This window comes from Candidatus Methanoperedens sp. (genome assembly GCA_027460525.1).
In the GTDB taxonomy this organism is placed as follows: domain Archaea; phylum Halobacteriota; class Methanosarcinia; order Methanosarcinales; family Methanoperedenaceae; genus Methanoperedens.
Genome location: JAPZAS010000014.1, coordinates 61,242 through 87,596, shown reverse-complemented (window position 1 = coordinate 87,596; position 26,355 = coordinate 61,242). Strand labels below are relative to the sequence as shown.

Annotated in this window: 33 protein-coding genes; 12 read left to right on the top strand and 21 right to left on the bottom strand. The window is 45.3% G+C overall.

Going from position 1 to position 26,355, the window contains the following annotated elements:
* Together O8C68_04455 and O8C68_04450 are read right to left on the bottom strand one after the other, a co-directional pair.
* A partial coding sequence (locus tag O8C68_04455; protein ID MCZ7395054.1) for an FAD-dependent monooxygenase occupies positions 1-366 on the bottom strand: 366 nt, incomplete at its 3' end.
* Positions 363-872: a hypothetical protein gene (locus tag O8C68_04450; GenBank protein ID MCZ7395053.1), complete on the bottom strand. Its 510-nt coding sequence runs from the start codon at positions 870-872 to the stop codon at positions 363-365. The genes O8C68_04450 and O8C68_04455, both read right to left, overlap by 4 nt.
* Positions 873-1,250: 378 nt before the next feature.
* Here O8C68_04450 and O8C68_04445 point away from each other — a divergent pair, with 378 nt between their 5' ends.
* Entirely contained in the window at positions 1,251-1,424 is a 174-nt protein-coding gene (locus O8C68_04445) for a hypothetical protein (protein MCZ7395052.1), read from the top strand.
* Between the two features lie 411 nt (positions 1,425-1,835).
* On the opposite strand, the gene O8C68_04440 is transcribed toward O8C68_04445, so the two are convergent.
* Positions 1,836-2,870, bottom strand: a complete 1,035-nt coding sequence (locus O8C68_04440; GenBank protein MCZ7395051.1) for a hemolysin family protein — start codon at positions 2,868-2,870, stop codon at positions 1,836-1,838.
* A gap of 61 nt (positions 2,871-2,931) precedes the next feature.
* Here O8C68_04440 and O8C68_04435 point away from each other — a divergent pair, with 61 nt between their 5' ends.
* From O8C68_04435 to O8C68_04425, 3 genes are read left to right on the top strand one after another with little or no spacing between them, the layout of a single operon-like run.
* On the top strand, positions 2,932-3,177 hold the full coding sequence (locus O8C68_04435; protein MCZ7395050.1) for a KEOPS complex subunit Pcc1: 246 nt from the start codon (positions 2,932-2,934) through the stop codon (positions 3,175-3,177).
* 38 nt (positions 3,178-3,215) lie between these two features.
* On the top strand, positions 3,216-3,572 hold the full coding sequence (locus O8C68_04430; GenBank protein ID MCZ7395049.1) for a prefoldin subunit beta: 357 nt from the start codon (positions 3,216-3,218) through the stop codon (positions 3,570-3,572).
* Between the two features lie 3 nt (positions 3,573-3,575).
* Positions 3,576-4,532 carry a DHHA1 domain-containing protein gene (locus tag O8C68_04425; GenBank protein ID MCZ7395048.1) on the top strand — a complete coding sequence of 319 codons (957 nt, stop codon included), beginning with the start codon at positions 3,576-3,578 and terminating at the stop codon, positions 4,530-4,532.
* Here O8C68_04425 and O8C68_04420 read toward each other — a convergent pair.
* Entirely contained in the window at positions 4,524-6,038 is a 1,515-nt protein-coding gene (locus O8C68_04420; GenBank protein ID MCZ7395047.1) for a 2-isopropylmalate synthase, read from the bottom strand. The two genes, O8C68_04425 and O8C68_04420, sit on opposite strands and share 9 nt — an antisense overlap.
* 612 nt (positions 6,039-6,650) lie before the next feature.
* A complete protein-coding gene (locus O8C68_04415; GenBank protein MCZ7395046.1) occupies positions 6,651-6,842 on the bottom strand; it encodes a hypothetical protein in 192 nt (63 codons plus the stop codon).
* On the opposite strand from O8C68_04415, the gene O8C68_04410 reads away from it, so the two are divergent.
* Complete coding sequence (locus O8C68_04410) at positions 6,841-7,506, top strand: hypothetical protein (GenBank protein ID MCZ7395045.1); 666 nt, start codon at positions 6,841-6,843, stop codon at positions 7,504-7,506. The genes O8C68_04415 and O8C68_04410 overlap by 2 nt on opposite strands.
* Positions 7,507-8,655, top strand: coding sequence for a hypothetical protein (locus O8C68_04405; protein ID MCZ7395044.1), 1,149 nt, complete (start codon positions 7,507-7,509; stop codon positions 8,653-8,655).
* Between the two features lie 153 nt (positions 8,656-8,808).
* Here O8C68_04405 and O8C68_04400 read toward each other — a convergent pair whose 3' ends face one another.
* The 5 genes from O8C68_04400 to O8C68_04380 all read right to left on the bottom strand — a co-directional run bounded on the left by O8C68_04400 (position 8,809) and on the right by O8C68_04380 (position 11,471).
* Positions 8,809-8,958: a DUF5615 family PIN-like protein gene (locus O8C68_04400; protein ID MCZ7395043.1), complete on the bottom strand. Its 150-nt coding sequence runs from the start codon at positions 8,956-8,958 to the stop codon at positions 8,809-8,811.
* Entirely contained in the window at positions 8,955-9,203 is a 249-nt protein-coding gene (locus O8C68_04395) for a DUF433 domain-containing protein (protein MCZ7395042.1), read from the bottom strand. The genes O8C68_04400 and O8C68_04395 overlap by 4 nt, the downstream gene beginning before the upstream one ends.
* A 458-nt stretch (positions 9,204-9,661) precedes the next feature.
* Positions 9,662-9,892 (bottom strand): type II toxin-antitoxin system HicA family toxin, encoded by a 231-nt coding sequence (locus O8C68_04390; protein ID MCZ7395041.1) that lies wholly within the window; start codon positions 9,890-9,892, stop codon positions 9,662-9,664.
* On the bottom strand, positions 9,879-10,100 hold the full coding sequence (locus O8C68_04385) for a type II toxin-antitoxin system HicB family antitoxin (GenBank protein MCZ7395040.1): 222 nt from the start codon (positions 10,098-10,100) through the stop codon (positions 9,879-9,881). The genes O8C68_04390 and O8C68_04385 overlap by 14 nt, the downstream gene beginning before the upstream one ends.
* A 138-nt stretch (positions 10,101-10,238) precedes the next feature.
* Positions 10,239-11,471 (bottom strand): cysteine desulfurase, encoded by a 1,233-nt coding sequence (locus O8C68_04380; protein MCZ7395039.1) that lies wholly within the window; start codon positions 11,469-11,471, stop codon positions 10,239-10,241.
* A gap of 108 nt (positions 11,472-11,579) precedes the next feature.
* Here O8C68_04380 and O8C68_04375 point away from each other — a divergent pair, with 108 nt between their 5' ends.
* Positions 11,580-12,620 (top strand): elongation factor Tu, encoded by a 1,041-nt coding sequence (locus O8C68_04375; GenBank protein MCZ7395038.1) that lies wholly within the window; start codon positions 11,580-11,582, stop codon positions 12,618-12,620.
* A gap of 3 nt (positions 12,621-12,623) precedes the next feature.
* On the opposite strand, the gene O8C68_04370 is transcribed toward O8C68_04375, so the two are convergent.
* Positions 12,624-12,980: a nascent polypeptide-associated complex protein gene (locus O8C68_04370; GenBank protein ID MCZ7395037.1), complete on the bottom strand. Its 357-nt coding sequence runs from the start codon at positions 12,978-12,980 to the stop codon at positions 12,624-12,626.
* Between the two features lie 5 nt (positions 12,981-12,985).
* The gene (locus O8C68_04365; protein MCZ7395036.1) at positions 12,986-13,306 is read right to left on the bottom strand and encodes an iron-sulfur cluster assembly accessory protein; all 321 of its coding nucleotides are present in this window, start codon (positions 13,304-13,306) and stop codon (positions 12,986-12,988) included.
* A 104-nt stretch (positions 13,307-13,410) separates the two neighbouring features.
* On the opposite strand from O8C68_04365, the gene ftsZ reads away from it, so the two are divergent.
* Complete coding sequence (gene ftsZ / locus O8C68_04360) at positions 13,411-14,529, top strand: cell division protein FtsZ (protein MCZ7395035.1); 1,119 nt, start codon at positions 13,411-13,413, stop codon at positions 14,527-14,529.
* A gap of 26 nt (positions 14,530-14,555) precedes the next feature.
* Here the strand turns inward: ftsZ and O8C68_04355 are convergent, their stop codons facing one another.
* From O8C68_04355 to thiC, 3 genes are all read right to left on the bottom strand, one after another.
* On the bottom strand, positions 14,556-14,837 hold the full coding sequence (locus O8C68_04355) for a hypothetical protein (protein MCZ7395034.1): 282 nt from the start codon (positions 14,835-14,837) through the stop codon (positions 14,556-14,558).
* Positions 14,838-15,419 (bottom strand): hypothetical protein, encoded by a 582-nt coding sequence (locus O8C68_04350; protein MCZ7395033.1) that lies wholly within the window; start codon positions 15,417-15,419, stop codon positions 14,838-14,840.
* Positions 15,420-15,521: 102 nt separating this feature from the next.
* On the bottom strand, positions 15,522-16,802 hold the full coding sequence (gene thiC, locus O8C68_04345; protein MCZ7395032.1) for a phosphomethylpyrimidine synthase ThiC: 1,281 nt from the start codon (positions 16,800-16,802) through the stop codon (positions 15,522-15,524).
* Positions 16,803-16,982: 180 nt separating this feature from the next.
* On the opposite strand from thiC, the gene O8C68_04340 reads away from it, so the two are divergent.
* Both O8C68_04340 and O8C68_04335 read left to right on the top strand, forming a co-directional pair.
* Complete coding sequence (locus tag O8C68_04340; GenBank protein ID MCZ7395031.1) at positions 16,983-17,828, top strand: pantoate kinase; 846 nt, start codon at positions 16,983-16,985, stop codon at positions 17,826-17,828.
* Positions 17,822-18,571 carry a 4-phosphopantoate--beta-alanine ligase gene (locus O8C68_04335; GenBank protein MCZ7395030.1) on the top strand — a complete coding sequence of 250 codons (750 nt, stop codon included), beginning with the start codon at positions 17,822-17,824 and terminating at the stop codon, positions 18,569-18,571. Before O8C68_04340 ends, O8C68_04335 begins: the two co-directional genes overlap by 7 nt.
* 30 nt (positions 18,572-18,601) lie before the next feature.
* On the opposite strand, the gene O8C68_04330 is transcribed toward O8C68_04335, so the two are convergent.
* From O8C68_04330 to mdh, 4 genes are all read right to left on the bottom strand, one after another.
* Entirely contained in the window at positions 18,602-19,084 is a 483-nt protein-coding gene (locus O8C68_04330; GenBank protein ID MCZ7395029.1) for a hypothetical protein, read from the bottom strand.
* A 105-nt stretch (positions 19,085-19,189) separates the two neighbouring features.
* Positions 19,190-20,203 carry a flap endonuclease-1 gene (fen, locus tag O8C68_04325; protein MCZ7395028.1) on the bottom strand — a complete coding sequence of 338 codons (1,014 nt, stop codon included), beginning with the start codon at positions 20,201-20,203 and terminating at the stop codon, positions 19,190-19,192.
* A 12-nt stretch (positions 20,204-20,215) separates the two neighbouring features.
* A complete protein-coding gene (locus O8C68_04320) occupies positions 20,216-20,536 on the bottom strand; it encodes a hypothetical protein (GenBank protein ID MCZ7395027.1) in 321 nt (106 codons plus the stop codon).
* Between the two features lie 30 nt (positions 20,537-20,566).
* The gene (mdh, locus tag O8C68_04315) at positions 20,567-21,496 is read right to left on the bottom strand and encodes a malate dehydrogenase (GenBank protein MCZ7395026.1); all 930 of its coding nucleotides are present in this window, start codon (positions 21,494-21,496) and stop codon (positions 20,567-20,569) included.
* A 106-nt stretch (positions 21,497-21,602) separates the two neighbouring features.
* Here mdh and truA point away from each other — a divergent pair, with 106 nt between their 5' ends.
* Both truA and O8C68_04305 read left to right on the top strand, forming a co-directional pair.
* Complete coding sequence (gene truA / locus O8C68_04310; protein MCZ7395025.1) at positions 21,603-22,412, top strand: tRNA pseudouridine(38-40) synthase TruA; 810 nt, start codon at positions 21,603-21,605, stop codon at positions 22,410-22,412.
* A gap of 5 nt (positions 22,413-22,417) precedes the next feature.
* Entirely contained in the window at positions 22,418-23,428 is a 1,011-nt protein-coding gene (locus O8C68_04305; GenBank protein MCZ7395024.1) for a TRM11 family methyltransferase, read from the top strand.
* 111 nt (positions 23,429-23,539) lie between these two features.
* Here O8C68_04305 and O8C68_04300 read toward each other — a convergent pair whose 3' ends face one another.
* Entirely contained in the window at positions 23,540-24,820 is a 1,281-nt protein-coding gene (locus O8C68_04300) for an aspartate aminotransferase family protein (GenBank protein ID MCZ7395023.1), read from the bottom strand.
* Positions 24,817-26,310, bottom strand: coding sequence for an aldehyde dehydrogenase family protein (locus O8C68_04295; GenBank protein ID MCZ7395022.1), 1,494 nt, complete (start codon positions 26,308-26,310; stop codon positions 24,817-24,819). The genes O8C68_04300 and O8C68_04295 overlap by 4 nt, the downstream gene beginning before the upstream one ends.
* Positions 26,311-26,355: the final 45 nt, after the last annotated feature.

The window sequence follows — 26,355 nt, the reverse complement described above, 5'->3', positions numbered from 1 at the left end:
GACAAACGAGTCTTTTTCATCTACGGACAGCACAAGGTCTTTTTTAAACTCGCTTCCAGCGCCAACAGCCTGGGCGAGATTAAAGGAATCGTAGCATTCACGGTTTATGGAGTATTCGGTCGCCTTTCTGTACGTTATTTCAGCTCTGATGTCATGAAATGAGATTTTAACTCCTTTTAATTCCCTTTCCACAAAAGCCTGGTTTATTCCGTATCTCCTTGCATACTGGGATGTGAGGATTCCTGCGCATACCTTTTTTTTCTCGCAAGGGTCTATTATCAGGGTTTTATTGCCAAGCGTTGATAGCTTTTCTGCCGCAAAAGAGCCGGCAGGCCCAGCTCCGATAACTGCAACATCATATTTCATGAGAACCTCGAATCTATTTTCTCAGTCAGGATATACGCAGAATCAAATGCGATAAGGATTAATAAAGCGTTTATCCCGATTATATTCAGAATCACAAGCACCAGTATTCCAAGCTTGAGGAATAACCTGTAATCGAATGCCGCATTCAAAGCCGGAAATTTTATTATCTCTTTCAATTCATCGAGGGCTGCAAGCGTGGCAATCGGAAATACCACAGGCGAGAGTTTAGCGCCATATAATAAAATAACAATAAGTATCGCACCAAGCCCGAAATAATGACCTGTGCTGTTTATCTTGCCAGTTATTAAACATCCAAGCACGATGCCCCCGAAAAGCAGGGATGCATCAGCATCCTCGAGCATCAAAACCCCCATTATTAAGCCGTATGTAATCCCGAGCGGTATGGCAAAAAGGGTATGGAAAAGCTTTCTATCTGCAATATCATCGGTAAGCTTGATCAACGAACCTGCAAGAAAACCCAGTATCAAAAGTGTTGGTAATTCCACGCCTCAGATGCTAATTTTAAGAATTAAATAGGTTTCTGTCCAATAGAGGAAATAGCAGGCAGTTTGGGATTATGGTGGTGTAAAAAAGTTTATTACTGCCTGCCATTAGTTCGTATAATGGCGAATTGGGTATTTATAGTTTACGTGGATTAGGTTCTGTCAAGTTGGTGTTTGCTGTGATGCCCTGTCAAAATTCGTTTGCTGGATTTCCTGAAATGCGGTTAGTGAATTGATAACTACCTGAATTTATTACTGCTGTATACCGTTAAATTTATCTTGCATCATCATCATTATTTAAACTTCATGGTGGGGTCTTCATTAATGACAAAGGTCACTGCCATAATAGGTTAAACCCTAATTGTAACAGGAGGAAAGAATATGCCGTCAAAAGTATCACATATCGTAGTCGACAGCGTTCTGTATGATGTGCAGAAACTTACAGCAGATACGCAAGCTCAATTCGTGAAAATGGTACCGAGTAGTGGAATAGACGTACTTTTAAAGAACCCGACATACAAAGATGTCAAAAAAGTAAAAAATATTACAATATAGTCCGGTGCCGAATAAGAAAGAGCGATTTTTCGCTCTCTCTTTTAAGAACCGTACGTGAAACTTTCCGTACGATGTACCTGTATAAAACAAATCTACCTCAAATTTACTGTTATGAAAGTTAGATTAATTGCTGAATCTACTTTTTCAAGATTTATATTTTGTGCTCAACAAAAAGCGATTGTTGTATACAATACTTTAGCCGAAACAGAGTTTTTAAAAATGAAATTATCAGGCACCATTGTTTTTCTGATGCTCTGACTGGCTTGCATTCTGGATTAGTGTTATCGACTTATTCTCACCTTCTACCTCTGTCCCGCAAGCTTCCGCATGGGTTTTTCCCTTTAGTGCCTCATGTGGTCTCATGTATTTGTAGAATATTTGATCGCCAGCGATGATAGGTGTATCCGTGTATCACACGGGCTTTCCAGCCACTTCTGGTTTAGTTTCCACATCATACTCATCAAATATCTCCCCCACCAGCTCCTCAAGAATATCCTCTATCGAAACCAAACCTATAACCCTCATATCATTATCCACCACTACTGAAATATTCATTTTCTTTTGCTGGAGGTCTTTCAGGATTGATGAGATTTCTTCTCCAGCTTTCACCACCAGGAGCGGACGCAGAACCTGGAACACTTTTATCCGGTTGAGGTCATAATCCCTGAACTTCAGGAAATCCTTCGCATAAATCATTCCCACTATATTATCGAAATCCCCTCTATACACGGGTAACCTTGAATGACCCGACTTATTTATCAATTCAAGCGCGGCATCAAGCGTTTCCGATTCTTCTATGCATACAATTTTTTCTCTCGGGGTCATAACTCCGTGCGCTTTCCCATTGGTAAATTCAAAGACCCTGTGTATCAGCTCTCGCTCGTGTTTTTCAATCGTCCCCTCCTTTTCCCCCACCTTCAACATCATCTTAATCACCTCCTCTGTAACGAAAGGGTGTCTTACCCTCTCTTTACCTCCGAAAAGCGCAATCAGGAAATTTACAATCGTTGTAATAAAAAAGACAACTGGTTTCAGGATCTTGATCACAGTCAGTATGGGTTTTGCAACATGCATCGCCGTATATTCAGAGTTCCTCGAAGCAAGCGTTTTTGGAAAAACCTCCCCGAAAACAAGGATAAAAAAGGTCATCACACCTGTGGCTATCGCAATCCCGCCGCTTCCAAAAAACCGCAGCGCTGCGTCGGTAGCCAGTACTGAGGCGCTGATATTGACGATATTGTTGCCTATCAGGATTGCAGCAAGGAACTGTTCAGGGTTTTCAAGTAATTTGATCAGGAGCTTTGCTCTTTTATCCCCGGTTTCTGCAAGATGCCTTATCCGTATTTTATTAACCGAAAGAAGTGCCGTTTCAGAGAGAGAAAAAAAAGCAGAAAATACAATCAGCACGGATATGATTAAAATTTCAGTTGTAATCCATGAATCCATTGGATTTGATCAGTTCTTTTAACTGCAAACGTAGATATAAGCATAGCGCTTATCTGTATCCATGCTCGTTCTTGCAGAATTCGAATTCGATCTTGGCACCGATGCCGGAATAATCTACGAGTCGCTGCTTCCTGAACTTGAGGAAGAGTACCAGCGCACAAAAACAACCCTTGAATCGCAGAATAATGTACTTATCCTGAAAGTGGAGGCAGGCGACTTTGTATCGATGAGGGCTGCGCTGAACGGATGGCTTCGCCTTGTGAAAATCACAACTGAGATGTGCTCTATAACACAAGTTATAAATTAATGACGCACAATACTACACCAGACTTACAGGTGAATTAAATGAGTTCAGAATTACCCCCGCAGATTCAAAACCAGCTTGCGCAGTTGCAGCAGATACAGCAGCAGGCGCAGGCGCTTGCAGTTCAGAAAAACCAGGTTGATATCAATTTAAAAGAAACAGAACTGGCACTTTCGGAACTTGAAAAACTTGATGCTGATGCCGTGGTTTACAGAGCCATAGGAGATTTACTGATAAAAACAGAGCGCGATAAGACAAAAGAAGCTCTCATTGAAAAAAAGGATACACTGAGTCTGCGGGCGCAGACGCTTGCACGTCAGGAAGAGCGCATCCAGAAGCGATTCCAGCAGTTACAGGAGCAGCTCAAACAGGCAATCGGGACTCCAGCAGCCCAATAAATCATGGAGATAGACGAGTCAGGGTTCTATAATCAACTGCTGGATTACAACAATATCCTCTACCTGTGCCACAGAAATGCAGACGCTGATGCACTGGGAAGCGCGTTTGCCCTGAAAGAAGCAATTGGAGGTACTGTTGGGGTCATCGAGGGATGCGACAGGGTAGCGGCACAGATTGCCAGGCAGTTAAATATCGAATTCGTCACAAATCCGGCAGATGATTATGACTTTGTGGTGGTGGTGGATACCTCTACACCCGTCCAGTTAAATGGATTTGGGCTAAAAAATTACGCTGTCATCGACCACCATGCAACCTCGTCGCTGAACGAAAATGCAGCCTTTTACCTTCACAGGAATAAGAGTTCAACCGCCGAGATTACTCTTGATGTCCTAAAAACAATGGGGGCTCCTATAATGAGGCGGACTGCCTTTGCCCTGATGTCGGGCATCATCACAGACACAGGCAACTTCAGGCATGCTTCATCGGATTCCTTCAAGGCTGTGGCTGAATTGATAGATTTATGCGGCATAGAGTACGGTGAGGTGATCGACCTCCTATCCTCCATACCTCAGGATGTTTCCATGCGCATTGCTTTTTTAAAAGCAGCCCAGCGCACCAGGATTGAGAGGGTAGAGGACTGGATAATTGTTACCTCGCAGGTCAGCTCCTTTGGCGGCGCGGCAGCATCCAGTTTGATCTCCATCGGGGCGGATGTGGCTATTGTGGCATCCAAGAAGGATGGTGTGGTCAAGGTGAGCGCACGTGCAAGGAGGGAAGCCCAGAATGCAGGCGTGAATCTTGCAAAATTAATGGAGAATATAAGCGTACAGTTCAAAGGCACAGGCGGAGGACATGAAGGCGCAGCTGGAATGGATGTGTACGGCGAAGCGGAAAACGTGCTTGACGCCTGCCTGGAGAATGTAAAGAAATCTCTTATGCAAGGCGCGAATTTATTTTAAAAGCTGATTAATTGCAGCAACAAGTGCTTCCACGGACGCCATCACAATATCCTCGTTCGTGGCGCGCGCAGAAACTACTCTTCCTTTCTCGTCCTCGACTCCGATTATTACCTCTGCAAGTGCATCCGAACCGCCCGAGATTGCCTCGATCCTGAAATCGCGCAGTTTTACTTTATAGTCGCCAAGAATGCTGGTCACTGTCTTGAGCGCGGCATCAACTGGTCCAACGCCAACGCTTGCACCGAGGCGCTCCTTTCCGTTCACAAGCGCCTTTACTGTCGCCGTTGGGGTTATGATATTCCCTGTCATCACAGACACTTCCTTCAGCACGATAGCCTGCTCGCCTTTTGAGATGGCGCCTATTATGGATTCTGCAATGGCATAGAGGTCTGCATCTGTAACACGCTTTCCCTTATCGCCTATGTCTTTTATGCGCTTGAGTATCTCGTTCAACTGCGCGTCCGTGGGCCGGAGGCCCGCGCTCTCAAGGGACTGCTTCACAGCATGCTTGCCCGCATGCTTTCCCAGTACGATGCGTCTTCTGTGACCCACCATCTCAGGGGTCATGACCCCGGGTTCGTAGGTATCTGTTCTCACAAGCACGCCGTGTGTATGTATGCCGGATTCGTGTGCAAACGCATTGTCGCCAACGATGGGCATTGTCGGGGGCATGCGTACCTCGGTCAACCTTTCCACAAGATGGGAAGTCTCAACTATGTACTGCGTATTTATATTGGTTTTTGCACCGTACAATGAATGCAGCGCCATAACCGTTTCTGCAAGGTCGGCATTTCCCGCTCTCTCGCCCAGACCGTTTATGGTTACCTGAACCTGCGAAGCCCCGGCTTCTGCTGCAGAAAGGCTGTTAGCCACCGCCAGCCCGAAATCATTGTGGCAGTGCACATCAATGGGTATTTTGACGTTCGATGCAATCTCGCCTATCAATTTATACATGGCTGAGGGCACGATGACGCCCACGGTGTCGGGCACGTTTATAATATCGCAGCCTGCAGCTTCAACGCCTTTATAGATCTTGATGAGATAATCCATATCCGTCCTCGTGGCGTCCATGGCAGAGAACATGCATTTCGCGCCGTGGTCTTTTATGTACTCGACTGCATCGATAGCCATCTGATAGACCTCATCCCTGCTTTTTTTGATGGTTGATATGCGCTGCACATCAGAGGTGGAGACGAAAGTATGTACCATGCCCACACCGCAGTCAAGGCAAGAATCTATATCGGATCTTATCACCCTCGCAAGACCGCATACCTGTAACCCCAGCCCGGCATCTGCTATATTCTTTACCGAGCTTTTTTCTCCTTCGGAGGACATCGGAAAACCGGCTTCGATTATATCGACGCCAAGTTTATCGAGCTGCTGTGCGATGAGGAGTTTTTCTTCGCGGGTGAGCGATACGCCGGGAGTCTGTTCCCCGTCGCGGAGTGTGGTATCAAAAATGCTTATTTTTTTGTTCCGAAGCGATTCAGTGGTGTAAAAGACGATCCCTCATGTGTGTCATAGTTATCGCATCTCAAAAGCGTTTTATTTGTATTAAGCTTATGGTTGCAGTTCATTTCTCAGTAAACTATAAATTAAGTAATAGCTAATCGTAGAATGGCGAGTAAGTCCTTCCTGAAAAGAATGAGGCTGCCTTGAGGCAGATGGGACGAAGTAAGGAAGGGTTCCCAATTTGCTTTTTTATAGCTCATTAAGAGGCGGGTCAGGCTCCGAGTGCGCTGGATATATCTTTCTGCTTTCGGGACGGTTTACATTCTGCGCTTAATGCTGTATGTAGTACTTCCGCAGCATTTTTAATACTTTCACTTTGCTTACCGAATCGTTTTAATCTCTATTGACAATATGCAGATTATATGAACGCAAAAAAGATGGAACTCCGCTATGACAAGCATACAGTTTCTTTGTTTTCTACATGGTATAAACAGAACTTCATTGATATATTTACGTACTATTTATATATCATTAGTAACTATATATTTCACTTATAGTCCCAATCTCATGGTGGTAAAATTATTGAACGGTTTCAGTATCTATAATCCTAACTATTTCCGATGGAATGATAGATACGTTCAATTTTCTTATTCTGCAAAATTACATTTAGAAGAATTCGGATTGGATGCATTCGAGATAATAGATATGCTGAATAATCCTGTAAACTGCCCTGAGTATAAAAAATTCCGAAGAACAGATATTGAGATATGCAGTAAAAAGAACAAGAAGATATTTCGCATCATCCTCTTTGAGGAATATTGCCTTGATGTAAGAGAAATCTGTTGGTGTGTAAGTCATGTCAAACCCACGTAAAGATATGGATGAATCGAGTCATAACGACCACGCATGGGAGAAAGTCGAGCGTACGCTAGAGGATGGTTTTTCCTACTACTACATGATTTGTAAAAAATGCCATGCTGTTAGATTCCCCGGCCATCAGTTGCAGAGTCTTCAGGACTATTCTAAGGAGAATCTGTTCATATTTGTAGAAGATTGGGTTTTGCTTCTTCTCTTTGCGGGCCATGAGTATATAGCGGGCATAACTCACTATCAAAAGATGTTATTCCTAATTTTCTATGAGTTCGCACCAAAATTCAAAATTCCAACAGAGAACCCTGGATTCTATGGCTATAAGTATGGTCCTTATTCAGACCGAATAGATGCAGCAATTGAGTTCCTTATCCAACAAGGATATATTAGGTCTGAGGGGAGAAAATCTTCGTCGAAAGAACGGTTTTACATCACCGATAAGGGAAAGAAGAAAGGACAGAAGATTTTCAACAAACTCTCGAAAAAACAACAGCTAGCATTAACGGAGTTTAGGAAGTTCTGGGACCAAAAAACGACAAAAGCAATCTGTAAATATGTTTACGCCAAACCAGAATATAAAAAATTCCTTAATAAATCTTTAATACTATCAGAACTATTCCCTTACAGGAAGCTTTACAGGAATCGAGGATAGATGGTATCGATTAAAGTCAAGGTGCTGAACAAGGACAATAGGTTTGGAGGGCGAAATGTCGATATATCTTTTGGTTCATCTAGTTTCAAGACTCCTAATAGAATAGCAACGAACAAGGATTACTTTGCGGCAAGTTCACTTCCTCATAACGTAACAATCGAAAATCCGGTTTCGGAATACGTTTCAGCCTTTAACAAACCATCGTTTGATGCTTTTCTCACGGGTAATGGCTCTTTCGCGAGGAGAAAGAAAAGGATAGCAGATCAATGTATCGACATGATGCGTTATTCCCCTGTTATGTCAACGATCCAGATTCCAACAAAAGAAAGACTTACACAAAGCCAACTCATGTTGTTCAACGTATTTCAAAACAGGCATCTTGATATAATATCTATACCCCCATTTCAGTATAAAAACATAGATGAATATGAAGAAGTTATAACACAGTTCAGCGAAGCTGCTAGGTCGAGAAGACAGGAAGCAATGCCAATTCTTCCATTGTCAACTGAATTAAACACCTTCAGACTTGAATTTGATGCTCTAAGAAGCTTGCGTAAAACCGGGATATGTAACGTAATTGGATTTGCTTATGCGAACCCCGACACATACTCACATCAGTATCTAGAGATTTATAACAACCGTGAAGAGAAGATATGGTATCATGTGTTCGGAGTTCCTAGGACACCAAGAAGTAAAAAAAGTATATCAGTTGCCCATATCCATGAATTGCAAAATTATGGTTTAGACACCTTTTCCCCAGAGGTGAGGGATGTTCCACAAAAGGCGATAGGCTATCTTATGATGGAATCCCAAACTACCAAACCGGATGAATTAGAATTGAAAAGATACGACTCCTCGACATTAGGCATCTTCAAAGAGCCCAAATGGATTAGTAAATATGGACATGATCTTCACTGTAATTGCCCTGTATGTAATGGAAAAGACCTCACCTCCTTTAAATATGTGTATACACATGATTTAGACGGTAGTTACGATCCAAACCAATTACGCAGTGCTGATAAAGTGCATGAATTGGTTTCAGGTTCTAAAGAATTTGATGAGTCAATGAAGGCTATAAAATCAGATGACCTTCCAGCATATTATGAGAGTAAAGAATTCACTAAAGGCCGAGTGAAACCACCTAAATAACTGGAAGTTAGTAGATTAAAATAGTAAATCCTCACTTCTCACGGATTAAACAACCCAATAGTCTTCCCGAGCACATCAATAAACTTCCGTGCCTCTTCCTCGGTGTTATACAAATAAAGCGACGCCCGCACCGCAGCCTCGCACTTTCGGTAGTTAAACCACGAATGCACGCAGGACTTTTTTATCGCTTGACCCCTTGAACTCCTCCGTAACTGATATTATTTTACATCCCGCCTTCCGAAGTTGTTTTATTACGGGCAGCGGGATGTTCTCATCAGCCAGAAATATCTGTGAGGTTTTCAAGCCGTTGCCTTTTCGGGAATTATGTAGATATGTTCTTCTTTCAATAGCAAGAGCGAATACTCTAAAGCAGCCAGGATGTCTTCTTTTTTAATCTGGGGATAATTTTCCATTATCTCTTCATGAGTCCAGTTGTTTGCAAGCAGTTCCAGAAGGAACTCAACGGATATTCTGGTTCCCTTTATGACAGGTTTACCACCGAGAATTTCTGGATCGCATACGATCCGCCTGAAGATTTCTTTTTGCATGATGGCAATCTAATTATATAATTTGCCCTGACACTATATAAATTATGACACACCGAGTACAATTATGCTTTTTTGTACCGTACTCATTAATTCTTTATTCCCACAGGGTTTTGTACAAAGCTGGTTTTACGGATTAAACAACCCAATCGTCTTCCCAAGCACATCAATAAACTTCCTAGCTTCTTCCTCGGTATTATACAAATAAAGCGAAGCCCGCACCGCAGCCCGTATTTGCGGTAGTTGAACCACGAATGCACGCAGAATGCCCCTGAGCGCACCTCTGGAGGCGCATTCACGTATGGCTCAGCCACTTGCCAAGGCAAACGCAGATTTTTTCCAATGCCTTTCTCTTCCCTCGCTTTGCGCTCTCTGCGCCTTTGCGGTGTATTGCGCCACATATTTATCACTGTTTAAATATTAAACTTCGGCGCCGATATGTTCCACATGCAACTATGATTTCATATATATTTACTGAACTCATCCGGATCGACTTTTGCAAGTTTTAGAATACCCCGAAGCGTTCCTATTTTCAATTCTCCGTGCATAGGTACCGCGGTACCGATTTTTCCTTCTGGAGTCATTTTTGAAAGTCTGACATGGCTTCCAGAGTGCCCGCTTATTTTGAATCCAAACTTGTTGCAGAGAATCTTAACTGCTGTTTTACCCGATACTTCCCTAAGCTTCGGCAACTGGAGCCACCTCAAAAGTGGTTATGATGGGTTTTGCCTTCGTCTCCAGCGGGAATTCTTCTAAATATAATTCGGTGGCTTCTTTGAGATTGTCTACAGCTTCTTCTATCGTCATCCCCTGACTGAATGTCCCTACCTCAGGGCACTCTGCTACATACATATCATCTTCTTTATGCAATACAGCAGTGAGTACCTTCGCGTTTGCCATATATTGTATAGGTGGTTTTTCTGTTACTTAAATCTTCCATCTCAAAAATCGGATTTTATAATGGAACAACTTCGCGCGGGTAAAGCGCCGCATATTTACACACCTAAAGTCATCAAAAATGGGTTTTAGGAAAGTTATTCACGGATTAAACAACCCAATCGTCTTCCCCAGCATATCGATGAACTTCCTTGCCTCTTCCTCGGTATTATACAAATAAAGCGAAGCCCGCACCGCAGCCTCGCATTTGCGGTAGTTAAACCACGAATGCACGCAGAATGCCCCTGAGCGCACCTCGATATTCTCGGTCTCATCAAGCACGAGGGCAATGTCGTGGGCATCGCCGCCTTTTAGCATCTCCACCGTGAAGGAGATGATGCCGCCGCGCAAGCTCGAAGCCTGAGGGCCTATTATCTTCAGCCCGTGCATGTCCTTTATGCCCTCTGTGATTATCTCATTCAGCCGCTTTTCATGACTTTCGATATTCGATAGACCAATCTTCCCGAGGTAATCCACAGCCGCGCCGCAGCCGATGATGCCTGCATAATTCTGAAGCCCTGCCTCGAATTTCTCAGGAGGTGGAAGGAATTTTGCGCCTTCGTATGTAGTATCGCTCACCGTATCGCCTCCCACGATGAAAGGAGCTAACTCTTCAAGCAAATGCTTCTTTCCATAAAGCACGCCCATTCCAGAAGGTCCCAGCATCTTGTGCACCGAAAGCGCAAAGAAATCAACGTCAAGTTCTCGAACATCCACGGGTTTATGCGGCGCGCTCTGGGCTCCGTCCAGCATGACCAGCGCATCGTGCTCGTGGGCGCTCCTGATAATCTCTTTTGCAGGTATGGTGTAGCCGTCGAGGTTGGAGGTGTGAACCATGCTCACAAGCCGCACATCCCTGTTTTTGCTCATTATTTCCTCGAACTGCTCCAGATTGAAAGTGTTATCAGGATTTGAGTACACGACTATGTGTTTAATTCCTCTATTCCGAGCCTGAATCTGCCAGGGTATGAGGTTTGAATTATGCTCCCTGTCAGTGGTGAGGACTATGTCTCCTTTTTCAAAATCGAGTGAGTTTGCAACGAGGTTCAACCCCTCGGTCGTATTTCGTGTGAAAATTATTTCCTCGGGATGTTCCGCGCCGAGGAACTTCTGGAATTTCTCACGAGCGTCGATTACTTTCTCATCCACTTTCTTTGCCATCTTGTGGAGGGAGCGCCCGCCGCATACAGGATATTCATTGTAGTATTCGTTCATGGCATCCATGACCTGCTTCGGCTTCAGGGTCATGCAGGCATTGTCGAAATAAATCGGATACTTGCCGTTCCATTTTTTCCATAGCGAAGGGAAGTCGAGGCGGATTTTCTGGATGTCCATTATGTTACAAAAGTGGTTAAGGTGTGATATAAATTTTGGTTAATGAGAACCTTTCGCCAATTTCATATAATTTCATATATCTAGAGACTAATTATAACAGGGATTATTATGGCAAACGTATCAATCATCGGCAGCGAAAAATCAGGCAGGACAAGTCTTGCAGCAAACCTGGGGAAGAAGGGCACAGAGTCGGACATCACGCTTTATAATTTAGTAAAAGGTGACAGGATATATTCATTCGTGGATGCGAATGGGTATCCGGCATCATTAAAATCACTTATCCAGACAATAAACCTCTCGGATATCGCCCTTGTCTGCGTGCCTTCGGGAGGGCTCAATGCGCAGGTCGGTGAATGTATCATTGCGCTTGATCTGTTCGGGAATAAACGCGGATTGTTCGTCATAACCATGTCAGATAAATCAAACCCGGCTGCGATTTCCGAACTTTCAGAAAAGATAAAAGCCATCACAAAAGGAACAAACCTTGAGAAATGGGAATCCATTGCCGTTTCCACTACCACATTCGAAGGACTGGAAACCCTCAAGGAGAAACTCTTTGCACTCGGGGAAGAGGTAAGGGTTGCCAATGCCGCAAAGAACGACCTGCCCCAGCGCGTCATGGTAGACCATTTCTTTAATGTCACAGGCATGGGATGCGTGGTGCTTGGAGTTGTAACCCAGGGAACCATAAAAATACATGATAGCCTGACCACTTTCCCGATTAACATTCCCACAGAGATACGCTCAATCCAGAGTAATGACGTGGATATGAAAACCGCACCCGCTGGTACAAGAGTGGGACTTGCGCTAAAAGGAATACAGTCAAAAGACTTCGACAGGGGGTACATAATTTCCCAGAAGGAAGAGATTGCATCGAAATTAAATCTGAAATGTCACCTCTCAAAATTCACTTTGCCATTGGGTGTGGGAGATGCCGTGCATCTCTTCGCAGGGCTTCAGGACATGCCTGCAACCATAGATTCTATAACACTGGATGGGAAAGCAGCAACCCAAGCTCCTCCTGGCTCGGATTGCAGCATTGTCCTCACGACACAAAAGAGCATCGCGTACAGCAGAAACGATAATTTCCTAGTAGCCCAGCTCAACAATCCAAAACAGAGGCTGGTTGCAAGCGCCGGGGTTGTATAGAAATTAAACTGTGGTTTTACCCAGCTTTAAAATAGCCGCAGCGATATCCCCTTTTGTCTCCCGAAGCGCAGCCCTTGCCTCGCTATCACTGGATTTTGCCTGTTCCATCACAAGCCTTACGTCTTCCTCAGGTATTTTTACCTCGCGGGCTACTTCCTGCGGCGTTCCCATGACCTGGTATGTTTTCATACCCCTGGCATCCATTATTGTGACCTGGGCATCCTTAAAAATAATATCCTTTTCAGGGGTACGGATGATTACTTCTTCTACGTTTTCTATCTCGTTTACATCAATCCCCATTTGCTTCATCATAGAAGCCATCTTGCGGGGATTTATGCCCTTGCCAAGTCCCGGGAACACTCACATCACCCGCAACTGCTGCATCCGGAGCCGCATTTTGCCGCATCGGGATTGTCTATAATGAACCCTTTCCCGTATTCATTGTCGATGTAATCGATCTTGAAGTCCTCGATATCCCCCTGGATGTCTTTGTTAAAGAATAGTTTAATTCCTTTACTCTCTGAAACCGCATCTTCGCTCTTCGGGGTAAGCTCAAGCGAGAGACCGTACTGTACCCCACTGCATCCTGTTCCGGCTTCGAATATGCGTAACCCGTGATCCGTTTTCTTCTCTTTTTCAAGCAATTGTTTCAATTCTTCTGCTGCTGCATCTGTAATCTCTATCATTTAATTCTCCTTTTTCCCTCTATGTTTTGGGTGTATATAAAAATGTTTGTTCTGGAAAAAAGACTTAAATAGTAACAGAACGAGTAATATCGGAGGCTTATTTTATGACTAGAGAAGAATTGTTAGAAAAAGTAAAAACTTCACGCCCAGCCGTGACGGTCGTGGGCTTGGGCGGCGCCGGCTGCAACATTGTAACCTGGATAGCGGACAAGAAACTCGCAGGCGGTAAAATAATCGGGGCTAATACTGATGCATCGCATCTCAGCACCATGACCAGGGCGGATAAACTCATGCTGCTGGGTGAAAAACTGTGCAAAGGGCATGGCTGCGGAGGATTCCCTGAAAGAGGGGCAGAGGCTGCAAGAGAGAATTTAGCTGAAATCAAGGAGGAATTGAAAGATACCAATCTTTTATTCTTAGTCGCGGGTCTTGGGGGAGGCTCGGGTACAGGTGCGATACCTGTTTTTGCCCAGGTTGGAAGAGAGATGGGCGCCCTCACCATTGCATGCGTGACCATACCTTTTACCATTGAAATGATGAGGCGCGAAAAAGCACGGGATGCCATAAAGGCACTTGCAGAGGCAAGCGATTCAATCGTAGTCATTGACAATTCAAAACTCAGGGAAGTGGCAGGCAACCTGCCTTTAAAAGAGGCACTTTCGGTGGCAAATGCGCTTGTAGGCTCGTTCGTTAAGAATGTGACAGATACGATAACCCAGCCAAGCCTGATCAACCTTGACTACGCGGATTTACGCGCAGTAATGGAACGCGGGGGAATCTCCTCGATCGGGATAGGCGAAGGCGACGGCGCAAACCGTGTAGAGAAAGCGGTTTCACAGGCTCTCTCAACTCCGCTTCTCGATATCACCGACATATCAACAGCTTACGGCGTTCTTATCCATATCGTGGGCGGCGAGGATGTTACGCTGGAGGAAGTGGCAGTAGTGGGAGAGCAGATAATGGACAAGGTTCCGCATACCAAACGTGTGATATGGGGAGCAAAGGTCGACCCGTCATTAACAGGCGCGGTGCGTGTGATGGCTGTGCTCACAGGGGTAACATGCCCGTTTTTGAGCGGCGTTGTCCCGGAAAGACCACCACAGATTCCTAAAGAAGTTGTAAAACCAATCCGGGAAGCCATGGAACACATGGCGAGGGCTGCGGAAGTATCGTATCCAAGAGAAACTATTTCAAGGGCAGCAGTGTTAAGCAAGGAAAAGTAGGAGATAACTCCTGCTTTTTGTCTTTTTTATAAACCTTCGGTATAAATTCTGTTGTATTCTTTGGCGATATTATACGTGTCAAAAAGCCCATAGACTAGTATCGCAAACCCTACATAATAATTAACCCCTGTTAGTATAGCAAATAATACGTTTACAATAGGCCATGCAATCAAAATCCCTAAACCTTTCCATCCTTTGCCAACTTTGTAATATGCATAGGGCATTAAAAAGGGGATAATACCCCACATCCAGACGTTTTCACTGCATCTACCGCGGTTAAACCACAGGTTGTATGAATCATCGCTCATTTATTGTAGTGCCTCCAGTTTTTTAATGTCATCGTTTGCTTTATCAGTATATAATCCGGATTTTGTAGTATCGGAATCTGCGGCATTTGAATATTGTTCATATTGGCGATAGTATTTCTCATCAAGAGTCTTATAATTCATTCTTAAACTCTCAATTCCCCGATTATAATTATCTAACGATGAGGTTGCATATCTGTTCGAATCTCGAACATTCGTTAATGCGCTATCACCATATCTTTTTGCATCCCCATCAAGATTTACTGTTGTTCCTGCAAAATCGCTTATAAGACTGCTCTCTTCTTCAAGAAGGTTTCTTTCTTCGTCAAGCGTTTTCTGCCATTTATCTAATATAGGAAGTATTTTTCCAAAATTGGGAGTATCTTTAGCGAGCTCTGACTCTATAACAACATTATCAACCTTAACAGTTTTTACAAATTGTTCCTCCAGAAGTCTTATTTCTTGAGTTTTATCAGCTATTTTGTTCCATTTATCTATTGCTGTGCCTAGGTCTCCATTGCCCACACAACCAGCAATAGCAACCCCTAAAATTAAAAGAATAACTATCGTTGTTGCTCTGTTCATAAACCACCAAATCATAATGATTATGATTATTTCTGATATATTCCAACCGATAGATAAAGATTGTGATAGATTACTTTAATCTGTGTTATAAAATATAAAACATTACCGCTCAAAATTGAAATTCTGCTTCACAATCTTCAGGGCACAGTAATTCCCGCACATCGTGCAGGCTTCCTCATCCGAAGGTGAGCGGCTTTCCCTAACCGATTTTGCATATTCTGGATCTATTGCCAGTTCATACATCCTTTCCCACTGCAAATCCCGCCTTGCCCGTCCCATATCAAGGTCGCGCTGTCTGTCATTGTTCTTTATCATATCGCCTATGTGCGCCGCAATCCTTGCTGTTATTACGCCCTGCCTCACATCCTCCACATTGGGAAGCGCCAGGTGCTCCGCAGGCGTCACGTAGCAGATAAAATCAGCCCCGTAAGCGCTTGACAGAGATGCGCCGATGGCTGCCACGATATGGTCATAACCCGGAGCAATGTCGGTGACCAGAGGTCCGAGCATATAGAACGGCTTCTCCCCGCTTAGGCGCTTCATGAGTTTCACGTTTGCTTCTATTTCGTCTATGGGTATATGCCCGGGTCCTTCGACTATGGTCTGCACTCCTGCTTCATGGGCTTTATCTGACAGTTCCGAATTGATGATAAGCTCCTGAATCTGCGCCCTGTCAGTAGAATCATGCACTGCGCCAGCCCGCATGCCGTTGCCCATGCTCAGCGTTACCTCATGCTCTTTCATTATCTCAAGCAGGTAATCGAATTCGCTGTACAATGGGTTCTCCTTCTCGTTGTGCAACATCCATGCTGTCATGAATGCCCCGCCCCGGGAGCAAAGACCGCCGAAGCGTCCCTGTTTTTTAAGCCTCTCAACTGTGAAGAGATTAATGCCTGTATGGATTGCCATGAAATTTGTCCCAAGCTTTGCCTGCTCTGCTGTTATCTTGAAAAGTTCATCTTCCTTCATGTCAACAGCGCTGCCGTATTTTCTTATCGCTTCTATAAAAGCCTGGTAAAGAGGGACAGAACCAACAGAAAGAGGGGTGGATTCAATGATTCTTTTCCTGATCTCATAGAAATCCCCGCCAGTTGAAAGTTCCATGAGCGTATCTGCCCCTGTTTCCTGCGCAACCCTTGCCTTTTCTATTTCCATATCGATATCCACTATGTCAGAGGATGTCCCGATGGATGCATTCACTTTGGTGCGCAGCCCTTTCCCGATGCCGCATGGCTTTGTATAGCGGTAAGGGCTTAAAGGAATCACGATTCTACCATTTGCTATTCCCCGGCGGACGATTTCGGGTTCCACACCCTCATCCCCTGCAACCTGTTTCATCTCTTCTGTGATATTGCCTTTTTTTGCTTCATCGATTAAACTCATAAAAATTACCTTCTTTCGAAAGGCAGCGCATGTATTTAAAGGTGTTTAATCAATAAAATTGATTTGAACTCAAGTAAATTTTGATTGGAAATCTATAGGCAGATTATGCGAAAAAATTTGAAATTAATCTGCTGTTTATAACGCATACCTTATTTAATCCCAAGTAAATACCGATGCCCAATGGAAAAGAACTTCGCTCTGGCATTCTCTCCTGCACATATCTCGGGTATTTTCGTAATTGACATCAAGAAAGAGCCCGCACTTTCAGGCTCTATGGGCGCCGGCATCTGTCTTGAAGACGGCGCTGTAACAAAAGTAAGCGCCGCAGAACAAACAACCGTGAAAATCAACGGCGCCGCCTCAGAAGCCCCAACAACGCTCACAGCAATAAAGCTCCTCACATCCCAGCCCGTGCTCGTGGATACGGTGCTCAGCGTACCTGTTGGCTGCGGATTCGGGGCAAGCGGGGCAGGGGCATTGAGCACAGCGCTGGCATTGAACGAAGCGCTTTCCCTGAACCTGACCCTGAACGAATTAGGCCGGGCTGCGCACATTGCAGAGGTGATGAACAGGACAGGGCTTGGCGATGTGACAGGGCAGACCTTCGGTGGAATTGTGCTCAGGAAAAAGGCAGGCGCACCTTTTGTCGGGAACATAGATAAAATCCCATGCGGCGATACAACAATTTCATGGGTGAGCTTTGGAGAAATTTCCACAAAATCTGTCTTATCCGATGACCTGAAAAAGAAAACCATCAATGAAGCGGGGAAATCCAGGCTCAAAGAACTTCTGAAAAAACCCACACTTCCTAACTTTTTCTGCCAATCAAGCGCCTTTGCAAAGGAAATCGAACTCATGAGTCCGAAGGTAAAGGAGGCAATCGAAGCGGTGGAGGCGGCAGGAGGGCTTGCAAGCCAGGCAATGCTTGGAGATACGGTCTTTGCTATAAACGATAGCGGTGCGCTTTCGGAATTCGGGGAAGTCCATAACAGCAGGATAAGTAATGCAGGAGCGCATCTATTGTGATTCCTAAAAACCATCCAAGATACGAGTCATTGATGACAAGGGAAATGATAGTCAAGGGTGTCAGAAAAGGCATAACAAGTATGCACGGGCTTATCGCAGAGGGGAGAGGAGAGGCATTTGACTACCTGATTGGAGAGAAAACCTCAAACAGCGCCGCAGAGGCTGAAAAGGCTGCGGCTGCAGCGCTGCTTCTTGCAAAAAAACCCGTCATCTCCGTCAACGGAAACGCTGCTGCCCTCGTTCCCAGGGAAATAATAAGTTTAAGTGAGATTGTCAATGCTCCGCTTGAGGTAAATCTTTTTCACAGAACCAAAGAAAGGGTGAAGAAAATCATCCAGCATCTTCGTTCCCTTGGAGCGAGGAGGATGCATACAAAGAGCGACGGGCTAATACCCGGGCTCGAACATGAGCGCGGGAAAGTGGATGCTGACGGTATATTAAGCGCTGATGTTGTACTTGTACCTCTTGAAGACGGCGACAGGTGCAAAGCCCTTGTGGAGATGGAAAAAACCGTTATTGCCATTGACCTCAACCCTCTTTCAAGGACTGCTCAGTGCGCAACGATAACTATCGTGGATAATATAACGCGCGCTATACCGAATATATCAAAATCCGCAGAAGAATTACAAAGCTCAAAAAAAGAGGCGCTCCAGGAAATAATCAAAGAATTTGACAACAAGAAAAACCTGGCTCTTGCAATGGAAGAGATTGTGGCTCATTTAACCTCTTATTATAGCGGATAATGCACGGGTGGTTGCTCTTCTGCCTCTTGGCTATCCCTCAGCTACCTCTGGCATGTAACTGTTGCATTTTTTAAGGTAGTCTATCCATTCCTGGTCTCTTGTTTTCTTAATTATTCCTTTTTCCACAAGCTCCTTGACTGCATCGTGATACTCTGTCTCGAATTTAATGATGCAGCCAAAACAAAAGCTGTGAATCTTCTCTTTTTCTGCAGGAGGTACGCCATTAGCAGCTTCATAAATCAGGGAATTGAAAGGATGAGGTTGGATTCCCAGTTCGAGGAGGGTATCGAGAACAGGCTCAGCCTTTTCCTTACCATATACCTTCACCGCAGCCTGCTGGATAAGCTCGTAATCAGGAATATCTGGTTTTATTTTCTTCAGTTTGTGGCGCTCATAGAGGTGCACATGCCAGTAGAATGCCACTGCCTTCCAGATATTCCGCTGATGTTTCCTGGACAGGCGTTTTATATGTTCCTCAAAAACTCCAGATATTTTTTTGTGTTTTTTCTGCATGATATATGGTTAGAACTTTTAACCGTTATAAATATTGGTCAGGCAAGTGCAGCAATACCCTGCTTTTTGATTATTATATGGGTTGGATTTTTATGAAGGAGATGGTTAAAACCACTTATCAAGCGTTTTCTGACCTTCATCCGAAGCCAGAAGTAAGCGCTCAGCAGCCTTTGATACGCGTGCCTCGGAGAAATCATGCTCTGCGCAGAGAAACTTCACTATTGCCTGTGCATCCGGTTTCTTCCATTTAAGTTCATAATCCGAAGCCACATCCGGATGGAGGAATAGCGTTCTTATTTCTGCCAGGTTTTTTATCCCGGTGTTCAACTCATCAAGCGCCCCTTCGATGCTGCCGTGCTTCTTTATCAATTTCAGGGCTTTCTTTGGACCAATACCCTTTATACCTTCATTATAATCCGTTCCCACAAGAATTCCAATATCTACTAATTGTTCTCCTGAAATTTCAAGATCAAGAAGCCCTTTTTCCAGCTCTATAAGTTCAGGTTTTACATCAACATACACGCTTTTCCCCGGAAGCTTTCTTTTCCCTGTTACAGCGAGGTTCCTGACAACGATGGATGCACCGAACAGCAGGGCATCATAGTCCTGCGAACCAGCTGCATAAGCATCGTTATTCCGTACCATGGATGCAGCCTGAGCCTCACCTTCGGAAGGCGCCTGGACGACAGGAATACCCATGAACCCGAGCAGGAGCTTGGCATCCTCTATCATATTCCCGCCAATACGGGATGACGCCTGGGCATGTTTGAAGGCATCCTCACCACCCGCTGCTTTTGCTTCTTCCCATCTCTCAAAAGCTTCTATCCGTATTTTTTTGCGTTCCTCGATCGTGGTATTTTTAAACAGGGGCGGCGCTCCGTCAAAAACAAATACAGGCTTTATGCCCTCCTCTACAAGATTGGTTGTCCTGTACAAAAAACCTGAAAGATGTGACGTTATTTCGCCGTGGGAATCAATAAGCGGCGTTCCGTCGCGCTGGCGGATGATACTCAGGAACTGGTAAAGGGTATTGTACGCATCTACGGCAATTACTTTCCCTTTCAGGTCTGAAAGCTCTATTTCCTTTTTGTTGAAGAGGTCTCCAAGGTCAACCCCCATATCTTCCCCGGATCAGAGCTCATTGCTCAATCTGACATCTATTACAGAATCATTATCAGCTTCGATGCCTTTTACGATAAGAAGATTGCCTTTGCGGTTGATTAACTCACCTGCCGAAACCTTGACCTGGTGTTTATCTTTTGATTCACCGTTCTTATGTACAATCAGCACCTTGGTGCCTTTTTCGAATTTTTCCATGATGTTTCCAAGGATTTGTTCGAAATCAGAGTATATTAACACATCAGTTAATCCTGAATTGGATTTTTTAATCACGCCGATGGGTTGGATTGTGAGATTCAATGTTTTACCTCGTGGGATATACCATCTATTCATACGGCTTGCTTATATCTTTTTCGCAGATTATCAGGCTAAGCCTGAAAGCGATGCTATTCCTTGGCTAACAGCGTCTGCTGACCTATCAAGGGCTTTTTTCTCCTCCTCGGTGAGTTTTAGCTCTATAATCTCTTCCACACCTCGCCTCCCCAGCTTCACAGGAACGCCGAGATAAATATCCTTCCCGCCGTACTCACCATTGAGAAGGGCGCACACTGGCAGAATCCGTTTTGTATCCTTTACCACCGCTTCCACCATGTTGGTCACTGCAGCAGAGGGCGCATAGAAGGCGCTTCCCGTTTTCAGGAGATTAACAATCTCAGCCCCGCCGTTAACAGTCCTCTCAACGAGGCGCTGGATGGTTTTTTCCGGCATCAACTCTGTGATCGGGACGCCCGAGACCGTGGTGAACCGGGGCAGGGGTACCATGGTATCGCCATGCCCCCCGAGAACCATGGCATTTATATCCCGCGCAGAGCAGCCAAGCTCCATTGCGATAAACGCGGCAAACCTGCCCGAATCAAGCACGCCGCTCATCCCGAAAACGCGCGAAGGTGGAAAGCCCGTGGTCTTCATGGTGACATAGGTCATTATGTCGAGCGGGTTTGTGACCGTGATGACTATCGAATTCGGCGCGTATCTTGCTATGTTCTGCGATACTTCCCTGATTATCTTTGTATTTATCTTCAGCAGGTCTTCGCGGGTCATGCCTGGTTTTCTTGCTATTCCGGCTGTGATGACCACTACATCCGAGCCTTCGATATCCCTGTAATCGTTCGTGCCTGTTATCTTCGAGTCGTAACCAAAAAGGGGACCTGCTTCCAAGATGTCAAGCGCCTTGCCCTGCGGCAGACCTTCGACTATGTCAGTAAGGACAACGTCCCCGAGTTCTTTTTCTACGATTCTTTGCGCTGCGGTTGCGCCGACTGCGCCGGCGCCGATGACTGTGATTTTTGGCATGGGTTTCACCTGAAATTCTTGTTTATGAAAGCCTCAAAACATGATAACATTTGTTATACTTCAGTTTTTAACGAATATTTATACATCTATCTACCAATTAATCCCCATGCGAATCGCCCTGAAAGTAGCATACATCGGCACTGAATACCACGGCTTCCAGGTTCAGCCCGATGTTAAAACCATAGAAGGTGAACTTTTCAGGGCTCTTCGTGAACTAAAAGTCATCAATAATCCGCACGAAGCCAACTATATCGCTGCCGGAAGGACTGATAAAGGGGTTCATGCACTCGGTCAGGTGATAGCGTTTGATACCGATAATAGCGATGTGGCTATACCAAGAGCAATCAACAGCGAGCTCCCCTCAGCAATCTGGACATGGGCAGGAGCTGAAGTTCCTTCAAACTTCGACCCGCGCCGCCATGCCAGGTATCGGGAGTACAGGTATATCATGCCCGGGAAATATGACATCTCCCTGCTTATGAACGCTGCAAGTCTGTTAAAAGGAAAACACGATTTTTCGAATTTTTCCACGCCAGAGAATGGAAGAACAAGCTTATGCAAAATAGAGAAAATAGATATTCATGAGGAGAAAGAATTCACCGTAATAGATATCAGGGCGGACTATTTCCTCTGGCACATGGTAAGAAAGATAGCTACGGCGCTGAAAATGGTAGGCAGCGGCGCACGTGATATGCGTTGGCTTGAACAGATGCTTAACCCGAAGGCGTTTACAGAGGGACTTGAACCTGCCCCGGCTTACGGACTCGTTTTCAGGAATGTGGAATATGAGAATATAATCTGGGATGAGGATGCATACGCCAAAAAAGTAATGTCCGAGAACCTTGAGGAACGATTTTTAATGCATGGGGTTATGGCTGAAATGCTAAGAGAATTTAAGGACAGCATGACAGTATAATAGTTATGTTGCTGGCATTTGAACTTTCGGGTGAGCACGGCACGCTTCCAAAATCTGAAGTAATCGCATGTCTTGAGTCTCTAAAAGCTGATTTCAAGATTCATTTCTCATTTGATTTGTGTCTGGTTATTGATTTAAAGAATAACGCAGACAGCATTATTAACGTTCTCTCAAATAGGCTTTCCATGACCCACCATATCATCAAAGTCCTGGGCATCGCAGGGGATGATGAGAAAGACATACTTCTTCTCGTGAATAGCTCTCCTGTGGACGTTGAGGGAACGTACAGCATCAGGGTAAGGCGCATAAAAGAATATTCCAGAATAAACACGGAATCGATGGAAAAGCAGCTTGGCGGGATTTTTTATAGAAAAGGATTTCATGCCGACCTTAAAAATCCCAGGATACAGTTCAGGGTGCTGCTTACGGAAGAAAGTAGCATATTCGGGTATATTGCAGCTTCGATCGACAGGGGTACTTACGAGGCGCGAAAACCCCATTACAGGCCATTTTTTTATCCCGGAGTGCTGATGCCGAGAGTTGCGAGGGCACTTGTGAACATAGCAAAGCCGGGAGAGTATCTATTGGACCCTTTCTGCGGGACAGGAGGTATTCTCATCGAGGCAGGGCTTTTGGGTATGAAGGTCGTGGGCGGAGAAGTGCAGCGAAAACTGCTGCTGGGCGCCAGAATGAACCTTGATTACTACGATGTAAATTATTCCCTATTTTATCAGGACGCATGCCGCCTGGCGCTTCGGAATGACAGCATGGACGCAGTTGTCACCGACCCGCCTTACGGCAGGTCTGCGGCAATCAAGGCTGAATCTATTGAGCATTTACTTGCCAATTCATTAGACGAGATTTTCCGCGTCTTGAAAAAGGGAAAACGAGCTGTCTTTGTTTCTGAACGGGAAATTGAAGATATCGTACAGGAAGCAGGCTTCAGATTAATCGAAATGCATATGCAAAGGGTGCATAAGAGCCTTACACGGCGGATTTGTGTACTTGAAAAATAGGAGGATAGTGGGCAGCGGGGATTATGGTGGTATGTAAAAAAATATTTTACTGCCCACTACAATTCGTATATATACGAACGAAAGTATTTAAAGTTTACGCTATGTGTAAACTCAACTCGTTTTGAGGGCATTCTCAAATATCTCAAGCCCTTTATCAATCTCATTCTTTTTTATAATCAAAGGCGGAACGAACCTTATGACCGAATCCCCTGCTGGAAGCAATATCAATCCGCCGTCCAGCGCTTTTTTGACTATGGCTTCACGTTCTTCGATCGCCGGGTCTTTATTGGCTTTTACAAGTTCCACGCCTATCATGAGACCTATACCTCTTACATCCCCGATTACGGGATATTCATCTTTGAGTTCATTCAGGCACTTCTGCATGTAATTTCCTTTTTCAACTGCCTTTTCACCGAGCCTGCGGCTTTCCATGAACTCAAGCGTGGCAAGCCCTCCTGCAGCCGCAAGCAGGTTGCCCCCAAAGGTGTTGGCATGGGCTCCGGGGGGCCAGCTCATTATCTCGCTGCTTGACAGCGTGGCGCCAAGAGGTATGCCTCCGCCTATGGACTTTGACATGCACACAATATCGGCTCTCACGTCGAAGTTCTCCATTGCCATGAATTTCCCGGTGCGGAAACCCCCGCTCTGGATTTCATCCGCAATCAGAAGCACGTCGTTCTCATCACATATCCTTCTAATCTCCTTATGAAACTCGGGCGGCGGAACGATGAACCCGCCTTCCCCCTGTATGGGCTCGATCACGATGGCAGCCGTATCCTTTGGCGAGAGTTCCCTTTTGAAGAGAGTGCGTTCTATTTCCAGGGCGCATGAGATTCCGCATTGCGGGTATTCAAGGTTAAGAGGGCAGCGGTAGCAGTATGCATAATGTGAGTGCACAACGCGAAGCGAGGGGAAATGCTCCTTGTGCTTGATTTTTGAACTCGTTAGAGAGAGCGCACCAAGCGTCCTGCCGTGGAAGGCACGGTAGAAGGCAAGCATGCTGCTTTTCTTCGTGTACCAGAATGCAAGCTTCATGGCAGCTTCAACTGCCTCTGCCCCTGAATTTGAGAGAAACACCTTCTCATACCCCGCCATATCGCAGAGTTTCTCGGATAGTCTCACGGGCATCTCAGAATAAAAATCCGAGAAACCGCAGTGAACCATTTTTTCCATCTGGGCGCAGACCGCTTCCTTTACCTTCTTACAATTATACCCGATATTCATGACAGCCACACTTGCCGCAAAATCGATGTAAGCATTGCCGTCAATATCGAATATGGTTGAGCCCTCGGCGCGGTCAACCACCAATTCATACGAGCGCGTGAGGGATGGGGATACCACCTTATTATCGCGCCTTATGATTTCTTTTGATTTCTGGCTTTTTATTTTCATAGTTCCTCCTGTTCTATATCTATCTGCGCCTTCTGGAGTTTTCCGCTGTAATCGATATAAACAGTTTTTAACTCCGTGAACTCGTCTATCGCTGTTGTTCCGGCTTCGCGCGTCCCGTTTCCTGTGGATTTCACCCCGCCAAAAGGTAGGTGAATCTCAGCGCCTATGGTGCTTGCATTTATGTACGTGATACCTGCTTCTATTTTTTCAATCGCCCTGAAGGCATTTTTCATGTTCTCTGTATAGATCGAGGATGAAAGCCCGTATTCCACGGAGTTGGCGATCCGTACTGCCTCGTCAAGACTGCCAGCGCTGAGCAAGGACACGACAGGACCGAATATCTCCTCGCTGGCTATCCGCATTTCAGGTGTAACGTCCGTAAATATCGTTGGCTCGAAAAAGTAGCCTGGGAGGGGTTTAACAATCTTCCCTCCCAGTACGAGTTTGGCGCCTTCATTCTTTCCAATTTCAACGTATTTTGCGATTTTTTGAAGCTGTGAACTATTAATTACAGGACCGACATCGGTATTCTCAAGAAGCCCATTTCCGAGCCTGAGCTTTGCTGCTCTTTCGATAAGCATCTTCGCAAATAGGGGCAGTATTTTTTCATGCACAATAACGCGGCTTGCAGCCGTGCACCGCTGTCCTGTGGTTCCGAATGCTCCCCACAGCACGCCATCAAGGGCAAGGTTCAGGTCAGCGTCGTCCATCACAATAATGGGATTTTTTCCTCCAAGCTCAAGTGATACCCTTTTCATGTCCTTGCCCGCCTCCCCGAGTATCCATTTGCCCGTGGCAAGAGAGCCCGTGAAGGATATGGCACGGATTTTCTTGTTATGGACAATCGCACTGCCCACTGTGCTCCCTTCGCCCATTACAAGATTTAAAACGCCTTTTGGAAGCCCAGCCTCGGCGAGTATCTTTACAAGCTCGATAGCCATAATAGGGGTATCGCTTGCTGGTTTCAACACCAGTGTATTTCCAGAGATAAGTGCTGGCATTGTCTTCCATGCAGGGATTGCCAGTGGGAAATTCCAGGGTGTAATCAGCCCCACAACGCCTATGGGTCTTCGAACCGTCATGCAGAATTTATCCGGAAGCTCAGACGGCGTGGTCTCGCCAAGAAGCCGCCTTCCCTCACCTGCGGCATAATACGCTATATCTATGGCTTCCTGGACATCACCCCGCGCTTCCTCCAGCACCTTTCCCATCTCAGCGGTCAATAAACGCGAAAGCTCTTCCTTTCTCTCCTCAAGCACCCTTGAGGCACGGAAGAGTATCTTGGCGCGCATTGGTGCTGGTGTGCTGCTCCATGAATCAAAGGCATCCTGCGCGCTTTCCACCGCACGATTCACGTCCTCCTCCGATGCTTTATGGATCTTCCCTATTAGCTCAAGCGTTGCGGGATTGAGGTCATCGAACGTATCCCCGGTGCCCGATTCTACCCATTCTCCGTTTATGAAAAGCTTATATTCCTGCAAAAAACTCACCCTATTTAAGTTGGAGGCGATGCTATTTTAAGGTTTTGCGTCTGG